Annotated in this window: 8 protein-coding genes and 4 pseudogenes; 2 read left to right on the forward strand and 10 right to left on the reverse strand. The window is 36.8% G+C overall.

From position 1 onward, the window contains the following. Positions 1 to 91: 91 nt before the first annotated feature. From ACSC97_RS17115 to ACSC97_RS17130, 4 genes are all read right to left on the reverse strand, one after another. Positions 92 to 424 carry a hypothetical protein gene (locus ACSC97_RS17115; RefSeq protein WP_436662144.1) on the reverse strand — a complete coding sequence of 111 codons (333 nt, stop codon included), beginning with the start codon at positions 422 to 424 and terminating at the stop codon, positions 92 to 94. Between the two features lie 82 nt (positions 425 to 506). After that, positions 507 to 716 carry a hypothetical protein gene (locus ACSC97_RS17120; RefSeq protein ID WP_019384183.1) on the reverse strand — a complete coding sequence of 70 codons (210 nt, stop codon included), beginning with the start codon at positions 714 to 716 and terminating at the stop codon, positions 507 to 509. Beyond that, positions 709 to 1,011 (reverse strand): helix-turn-helix domain-containing protein, encoded by a 303-nt coding sequence (locus ACSC97_RS17125; protein WP_001140622.1) that lies wholly within the window; start codon positions 1,009 to 1,011, stop codon positions 709 to 711. The genes ACSC97_RS17120 and ACSC97_RS17125 overlap by 8 nt, the downstream gene beginning before the upstream one ends. After that, positions 1,004 to 1,360, reverse strand: a complete 357-nt coding sequence (locus ACSC97_RS17130) for a type II toxin-antitoxin system RelE/ParE family toxin (protein ID WP_000269909.1) — start codon at positions 1,358 to 1,360, stop codon at positions 1,004 to 1,006. The genes ACSC97_RS17125 and ACSC97_RS17130 overlap by 8 nt, the downstream gene beginning before the upstream one ends. A gap of 622 nt (positions 1,361 to 1,982) precedes the next feature. Between ACSC97_RS17130 and ACSC97_RS17135 the strand changes: the two genes are divergently transcribed. Next, a complete protein-coding gene (locus ACSC97_RS17135) occupies positions 1,983 to 3,149 on the forward strand; it encodes a DUF3800 domain-containing protein (protein ID WP_228329519.1) in 1,167 nt (388 codons plus the stop codon). A gap of 114 nt (positions 3,150 to 3,263) precedes the next feature. Here the strand turns inward: ACSC97_RS17135 and ACSC97_RS17140 are convergent, their stop codons facing one another. The 3 genes and pseudogenes from ACSC97_RS17140 to ACSC97_RS17150 all read right to left on the reverse strand — a co-directional run. Further along, complete coding sequence (locus tag ACSC97_RS17140) at positions 3,264 to 3,995, reverse strand: hypothetical protein (RefSeq protein ID WP_436662147.1); 732 nt, start codon at positions 3,993 to 3,995, stop codon at positions 3,264 to 3,266. A 191-nt stretch (positions 3,996 to 4,186) separates the two neighbouring features. Further along, positions 4,187 to 4,375 (reverse strand): annotated as a pseudogene (locus tag ACSC97_RS17145) (transposase domain-containing protein); the annotation flags it as partial. Positions 4,376 to 4,686: 311 nt separating this feature from the next. Then, positions 4,687 to 4,815, reverse strand: a pseudogene (locus ACSC97_RS17150) (IS1595 family transposase); the annotation flags it as partial. A 109-nt stretch (positions 4,816 to 4,924) separates the two neighbouring features. On the opposite strand from ACSC97_RS17150, the pseudogene ACSC97_RS17155 reads away from it, so the two are divergent. Then, positions 4,925 to 5,427, forward strand: a pseudogene (locus ACSC97_RS17155) (transposase); the annotation flags it as partial. Positions 5,428 to 5,465: 38 nt separating this feature from the next. Here the strand turns inward: ACSC97_RS17155 and istB are convergent. The 3 genes and pseudogenes from istB to ACSC97_RS17170 all read right to left on the reverse strand — a co-directional run bounded on the left by istB (position 5,466) and on the right by ACSC97_RS17170 (position 7,718). Next, a pseudogene (gene istB, locus ACSC97_RS17160) lies at positions 5,466 to 6,239 on the reverse strand (IS21-like element ISAba8 family helper ATPase IstB). After that, the gene (gene istA, locus ACSC97_RS17165; RefSeq protein WP_436662149.1) at positions 6,239 to 7,258 is read right to left on the reverse strand and encodes an IS21-like element ISAba8 family transposase; all 1,020 of its coding nucleotides are present in this window, start codon (positions 7,256 to 7,258) and stop codon (positions 6,239 to 6,241) included. Before istA ends, istB begins: the two are co-directional and overlap by 1 nt. Before the next feature lie 82 nt (positions 7,259 to 7,340). Then, positions 7,341 to 7,718 carry a GNAT family N-acetyltransferase gene (locus ACSC97_RS17170; RefSeq protein ID WP_157909367.1) on the reverse strand — a complete coding sequence of 126 codons (378 nt, stop codon included), beginning with the start codon at positions 7,716 to 7,718 and terminating at the stop codon, positions 7,341 to 7,343. Between the last annotated feature and the right edge of the window lie 87 nt (positions 7,719 to 7,805).

Consider the following 7,805-nt stretch of genomic DNA (forward strand, 5'->3'; position numbering starts at 1 on the left):
ACCAAATGAGTTTTACTATGATCAGCTACCCCAACAAAACAAGGTGGCTTAACTAGAGCGGAATATCACTTATAAATACGCTTTTAGTTGTTCAAACATGTGGGACCACCTCTGATAGCTTATTTGGAGTGCAATGTGCCTGCCAAATTATTGAAAAGTTTGAAGGATCAACACCTTCAGAATCTTCCATTAATACTGTTTGATTTACCACAATATATTTTTTAAAACCAACATAACCACCATAGCTATTTTTAGAATTCACCTCTCCACAATATCCATACAAATTTTGAAATTGTGCTGATTGGGGATCTTTCAAATTACCTTTTACTACTTCTTTAATTGCATCTTCCTTATGATCAGAGCATCCAATCATCGTTAGAATTACTAAAAATATAATATTTTTTTTCATATGTCTTTCTTTCATATCTAACCCTAAATAGCTATTTTACATAAAATTAATTCTATTCTTTATTTAACATAAAATCTCTTATGCGAATCTGGAAGGATTAAGCTATTTCGTAATATTTTATCCAATAAGCATTGTCGAAAATATCAGTGTAATAGCTTGGCCTATTACAATGTGAAAAATAGTCACAGCATAAATCTCTAATAATTTCAATTTCTTCTAGGCTATCGGCAGCATTGACTAAAAATATAAACTTGTCCAAGTTAACAAGTAATTTAGTACTATTTTTCAAAGATTTATTATTAAACATTGAATCCTATGTGTTTTCCTGTTGGAAGCTCTACATCAATACGAAGTTTTCCGCCCATTGCTTCAACATACTTTTTCATTGTTGAAATTTTAAGATCATGACCACGATTTTCAATTGCTGACAATGAAGGCTGTTTGATTCCAAGCGTTGCAGCCAGTTCTTTTTGAGAAATCTCTAACTCTTCACGAATAAGATGAAGTTGAGTTTCCAACAGTAATTCATCAGCCATTTGTTGAATACGAGCTTGACTCTCTGGAGAGCGACTAGCCAATAATTCTTGTAGGGTCTTAGCCATTAGATTGATCTCCTAAAGTTGAAAGATGAAGTTCGTATTGCTGATCGGCAATATCTAACATCTCTTTATAAAAACGCTTTTTACCGCCTTTATCACCGATACACAGCACAATAGCTTGTCGTAAAGGATCAAATGCGAAGAAAGCTCTCAGTGGTTTACCTCGATGTTGAACACGTAGCTCTTTCATGTTGGTAAATTTGGAGTCATAGACGGTATCTACTAAAGGACGACCTAAACTTGGTCCCTGTTGCTGTAGAACGACCAACGCTGCGAGTACTTTCTCTTGTGTAGATTCATCTTGCTGTACAAGCCATTCGTTAAACAGATCCGTTGTAATGACTGTCCACATATAACAACCACAATATAGATTATAGTCTATATTTTATACTTAATTGAATTATTATTCAAATGACAATAAAAAAACCCCGACATCCTGTCGGGGTTTTTCGTATTTGGTACTAGGGTCAACTCCTGTCATCCCTCGCGTCCTGTCGCTGATCTTCTTATTTTTATGTGGAACATCCTATTCTCAATGAAGCCATGATATGCAATCTGGTGGTGTCTGCCTATTGGTGATTTTCTTGAATGCCTGTACGCCAGAACGTACATGTAGATATCCTCAAATTATCCCAAGAATTGTCCGCAGGAAATGGGGATAATTTCAGAAATGAGAGCCTTTAGAAATCAGGAAAAACTGAAATTTTGAGCATTTTTTAACCAATTTTATTGGCTAAAAGTGACAAAAGTGCATAAAAAGCAGCCGACTTGTTTCGGAGTCGGCTTTTCACCTATTTTTTAGTCATGACTAATTTTTTAAATAATTGAAAAACAATAACTTTTTATAGGTGATTTCGCATAACCACCATTATGTTAAATGGATATTTATTTCAAATATTCTTTAGCCAAAATATGCTTACAAAATGAGAGATTATTCTTATTATTTAGCAACTATCTGTAAGGACTCTATTTAAATGGAAATCAACCAGTCTGAAGACCGTTTTGTTATTTTTGATGCTGAAAAAATGAGAAAATTTGGGATATTAAATTTGGGGGGGACGCCAGTGTATGGTGCAGATGAAAAATATATTTTTTACTATGATGAAACTAATAATATTAGAAAGCTGCATTTAACCGAGGATGGATCAAATGCTGAGTTTAAAAATTTTGTTCTAGGTGGGATAGTTCATCATGCAGACAAGAGCTTAGGTGACACGGATAGTTTGATAAAATCTTTAGTCTTGCAAAAATCAGCTAAAGAAATAAAATTCAATCAATTAGCAACAGGTGAGTTTTTAGGTATATTGAATTCTCAAAAAATACGAACACTATTAAAGTGGTTGATTGATAATGAAATATACATCCACTACACCAATTTTAATATTCTGTATTGGTCAATTGTTGATATTATAGATTCGCTTTGGTCTGATTCTCATTTAAGACAGTATATGCGATATCAGGCTGAAATAAAAAATGAACTATTTCGTTTATGTAATCTAGAATTAGACACTGTTATAAAAATATTTAAAAAATATAATTATCCAAATATTCAGCGTAATCAAGGATTCAATTTCTTAGTTGATCTTTCAAAACACTTTAAATTAATTAGCCCTCACCCGATAAGTGATATCACAGAACTTGTAATAGATATGCTTCGACACGGAGCTAATATTGAAGAGCTTGATTTCCTTGTTGACAATGAGAATGATATTTTGATCGAAAGTTTTAAAGATCAATACTTGCGTCCAATTTACATGTATCCGAATAGTGTTCATGTATTTGATGAAGAAGACACTGTACAAAAAGAACTTCAATTTTTCAAAGTTAAATATAAAGACCAGTTTGTGGACTATAAATTTATAAAATCCATTAATTGTATTGGGATACAGTTATCGGATGCAATATGCGGTCTTTTAGGGAGTTATTTCAATTTTTTAGAAGAGCATTCAATGAAAGAATTATTGAAGCATAAAAATACCCTTAACCCGAGACAGGTTGAAACTTTAGAGCTATTAAAAAAATTAATTGAGAAATCGGACAAGCTTTCGAATGGTTTTTGCCATCGTACAACCCCTTGGGATAGTGCTGCAAAAAACGATACTTTTCTCTTTGGAATTGCCCCTCCACATCGCTTAATTTAATAGATGGAGGGAACTCCCATTCTTAATATAATTTATTTAGGGTCAAAAGACAGGTTTAATTTTTTGAAGAGAGATCAGTAAATTTCACATGGTGCTATTAGGTAGCATCAGGATTTATTCATCTTGCATTTTTTCCCATCTATATGTGCAATATGAGCAAGTACCTTCAAAACCTAATATCTCAGATGGAGAAATATTTGCATCACAAACATCACAAACCAAAGTAATTTCATGCCCACAGCATATGCAGATTGCTTCATCGTAAAAAAAGTATCCATTACATTCAGGACACTCACAGCTCGTATCTTCTGCCCCATTTGCAATATCTCTAAAAGAGATAGCATATTTCTTTTCAAAAGCGTTAGTTACGATACTTTCATAATCAATATTATGGTTGCATGACCTACATATATAATCAGTACTAACCGCATCTAAATTAATTTCATTAGATGTAATTAAGCCTGAGCTACATTTACTGCATGTAGCTGTAATAATCGCATCATAAATAGTGTTAGTGAAATAAGTTAATGATTTTAGTCTTTCGATACAGATTAATTTGTCAGCCTCATAAACTTCATCTATAGATCTCATAACGTCATAAGTGTCTGAGCCTAACAAGTCTCTAGGATCTTCTTCTAATTGATCTTTAATAAAATTTACTATCACAATGAAGGAATCTGAAATCATTTTTTGAACTGAACCTGAGGAAGCTGTAGCATAGTAATGCTCTATATTATTTCTATAATCTTGAGCATCTTTTAACCGGCTCCAATCAACCTTAATACCGAGGCTTGTAAATCGTTCTTTTATTCCTTGGACATCTACAGTTTTTTTACAACCCCTCAATTTCCATAAACAGTTTCAACAAAACATCATTAAATCCAGTCATAAAAAGCAAGTGAAAAAACCGCCTAAGATGTAAATCTTTGAGCTTATCAAACTGATCGATATGCTGTTAAAACAGTTTAAATTGAGCAGAAAATCATGTGCCTCGCCTCAAATTTTGGTAAGCATCCGCTGAACCCCATCGCTATTTTTTAATTGGGTTCAGGTTCCCAGCGGTGTCGCAGTAATTCTATTTGGGTCACTTTATCTGTCGGCAACCTTTTCAGCACATCACTTAAATAGGCATATGGATACAGCCCATTCATCTTTGCTGACTGGATCAGGGTCATCATGTTCGCTGCTCGCTGACCACTGCGTAGCGAACCTACAAACAGCCAGTTCTACCCTCAAGGAGGTATCTACACAAATATTTTTAATTGAGCTATGGTAGGCAGCATGTTTTAAATTTTACGACAACTCGATTAGATGCCCGTCTCGTTAAATGCAAGAACATCAGTATCTAAGTGAATCGAAATTTGTTGCTTCACAGGGCTATAGAATTGATCGTGGCGTACAAAGGTATTTTAACTTTTAAATGTTTGTGTAACAAAGCCATACTTATTACTGAAAAAAATATCTCATAACTTTATAATTACTCGCAAATCTTTCATTATTGTAATATGGCTCTAGACTAGCAGATTTACACTTAGTTTTACCTAATGAGGTCCCACAACCCTGTTGCTAGCTCATTAAGCACCCTCATCCAACGCCATTCTGTTTCTTTAAGATGATAATCAAAATACTCTTTTGATATACCGTTGAACTTTGCTAGCCTTCTTTTCTCTGTACACGACAAATTTCACAGAACCCTTATCCTTGATCCTAGACAAAATAATGGACAGCACGTCCCTCTAAAGATAACGTAACTTTAATCTTTGGAGATTCAAGAAATGGCTAAACGTTTTAGTCCCGAATTTAAACAGCAAGCGATTGATTATGCACTTTCAAACTCACACGAGTCTGTAGCTGCAATCGCCCAGAAATTAGGTGTGGGTTATTCAACATTAGATAAATGGATTCGTGAAACCAATCCGGCAGGTTCAAGCAAACGTCAACTTTCACCAGAACAACAGCGGATCGTGGAATTAGAGAAAGAAGTCAAACAGCTCAAGGAAGCCAATGACATCTTAAAAAAAGCGCATGTGTACTTTCTAACAGATCATGCCAAGAAAAGTACACGGTAATTCAAGATCTAGATATGAATGAAGTCACCGTATCTTCTGCCTGTAAATACCTAGGTGTCAGCACTTCAGGCTATTATGCCTGGCGAAAACGTCAAGCCAATACGGCACAGAAATATAATGACTTAAAAGCCGTATATTGGCAGCATCATGCACGATTGGGTGCACCTTCATTGGTACATGACATGCATGATTTAGGTTACAGCATGAGTGTCAACGGCATTCTAAAATTGACCCCTTTGATCTCGTATTAAATTTCAACCTGAGGCTGAATCCCAATTCTTTTTTTATCCTTCAAACGATAACTCTCACCCGATATCTGTACCACATGACAGTGATGTAATAGCCGATCTAACATCGCAGCGGTCAACGTAACATCATCCGCAAATGACTTAGACCATTAGCTAAAGGGTAAGTTACTCGTCAATATCGTACTGCCTTTTTCATAACGCTTGGCAATCACATTAAAGAACAGATTCGCTTCTTCACGTCCAAATGGTAAATAACCAATTTCATCGATAATCAGTAACTTTGGTCCCAGTACCGCACGTTGCATATAGGTTTTCAGTTTACCTTGCTGATAGGCTGTACTCAGTTGCAGCATTAAATCCGCTGCGGTAATGAACTTGATCTTAATGTTGTTCATGATGGCCTTATAGCCTAATGCCATAGATAAATGCGTTTTTCCTACTCCGCTAGCCCCGAGAAACACCACATTTTCTGCTCTAGCAATAAAGCTCAGATTGAACAGTTCAATCACCTGTGATTTAGGGGCCCCTAGGGCATAATTAAAATCATAGTCTTCCAGGGTTTTGACTTGAGGCAGGCCTGAGAGTTTCATCAGTACCTGCTGACTGCGCTGTTGCCTGGCAGCATATTCATGCGTCAAGATCGCTTCAACAAAGTCGGCATAACTTCCATCTTGACCTAATGTTTGTTGTGCATGATGTGACCATTGTGATGCGATGGCAGGCAGATTGAGCTTTTGGCAAAGTTGCTCTATACGGTCGTATTGCAGATTCATCAGGAAACTCCCAGCAACTGGTCATATACCGATAAGGGATGCTGCAAACTCTCGTAGGGCATGACATGCTGTGCTGCTGCAACAGGTACAGTGCCAGAACCCGTATCTGATTGCGGTAATGGCGTAAATTTTTGCTGCTCCTGTTGCAGTCGAACAGCCGGTTTTTCTTGCGTGGTGGCATGAATCCGCTGATTGGCGGTTTCATGCAGCCACCGGCCAATGTGGGCATTGGCGACATCAACATCTAACAGTAAACCCGAAGTCTTCAGGCTTGCTTTCAATGGCACAATAAAGCTTGATTTGAGGTATCCATTAAAGCGTTCAACTTTGCCTTTGGTCTGTGCACGGTAGGGCTTACATACGCGAGGACGAAAGCTGTATTTCTTGGCGCAGTCGAGCAGTTTGGGATTCCATTTATGCTGCCCCTCCTGATAGGCATCCCGTTCAATCATGATCGTTTTAGCGTTATCAAACAGGATTTGTTGAGGTACTCCTGCAAAAAACTGAAATGCATTTTCTAGACCATCGATCCATGCATCGGTACGTTCATGATCATAAAATTTCACGAAAGTCGCTCTGGAATACCCTAATGTTGCGACAAAGGCTTTTAAAGTCGTGTTGTTGCGTCGAATTGTCGTGAAATCCACCTGCATTTGTTGGCCAGGTTGGGTTTCAAAACGAATGATCGGTTCTGGTTTAGCAACTGGTTTTAATGTTGCAAGATATTCCCTCAAGATCCTGATCTTTCCTGGATATCCCAACCCTAAAATTTCCTGGTAGAGCACAACAGCAGGAATCCATTCAGGATGAGCTGCGTTTACACGTTGGAGTAAATAGGGTTTATATGGGTCAAGGATACTTATTCTAGGCTGTATACGCTGATACTGAGGTGTGGTGTTTTGCCGTAAATATTTACGTACGGTATTTCTGGACACCCCCAGTTCACGAGTAATGGCTTTAATAGATTTACCTTGCTGATGAAGTATTTGGATTGTCACTGCTTGCTCCAAAGTTAACATGTTGAGCAGTCCAAAATGACCGCTATATTAACCAAGGGGGTCAGTTTTTAAATGCCATTAGGGGGTCATTTTTACACTGCCGCTAACAATAGAATCTAGCTGATTTTTCATCAGCAGCATTCAAATATAAAATTGAACATTGTGGATTCTCTGCGGCAAACTCTCGAGCTAGTGAGATACCCTCAATTAATAGGGTTTCACCAAAACCTCTATCTCGATAATCTTGATCAACAGCTAAAAAACAAACTTCCAAAGCCTGAGTCCCTGTAGGCAATTGCAGCTTCTGCTTAAAATTATTTGGGAGATTGGTTCTATATTTTAAAATAATAAATCCCACAATTTTATTTGGGGATATCAAATATAATACTGAATACGGGCGCTTCTTACGTAATTCCTTGTCAGGAACAATCTTCATAAATGTTTTATGAATATTCAGAGGCTTTGTTGCATAAACATTCAAAAGCTGAGTTTTCCCCAATCCATTCAAATTTAAGTGACAACTTGGGTGTGAGGTCTACCTAATTCCGTAAATCTATTCAGAACTGCC

Origin of the sequence: Acinetobacter sp. P1(2025), from assembly GCF_051390655.1 — a bacterium.
Lineage (GTDB): Bacteria > Pseudomonadota > Gammaproteobacteria > Pseudomonadales > Moraxellaceae > Acinetobacter > Acinetobacter junii.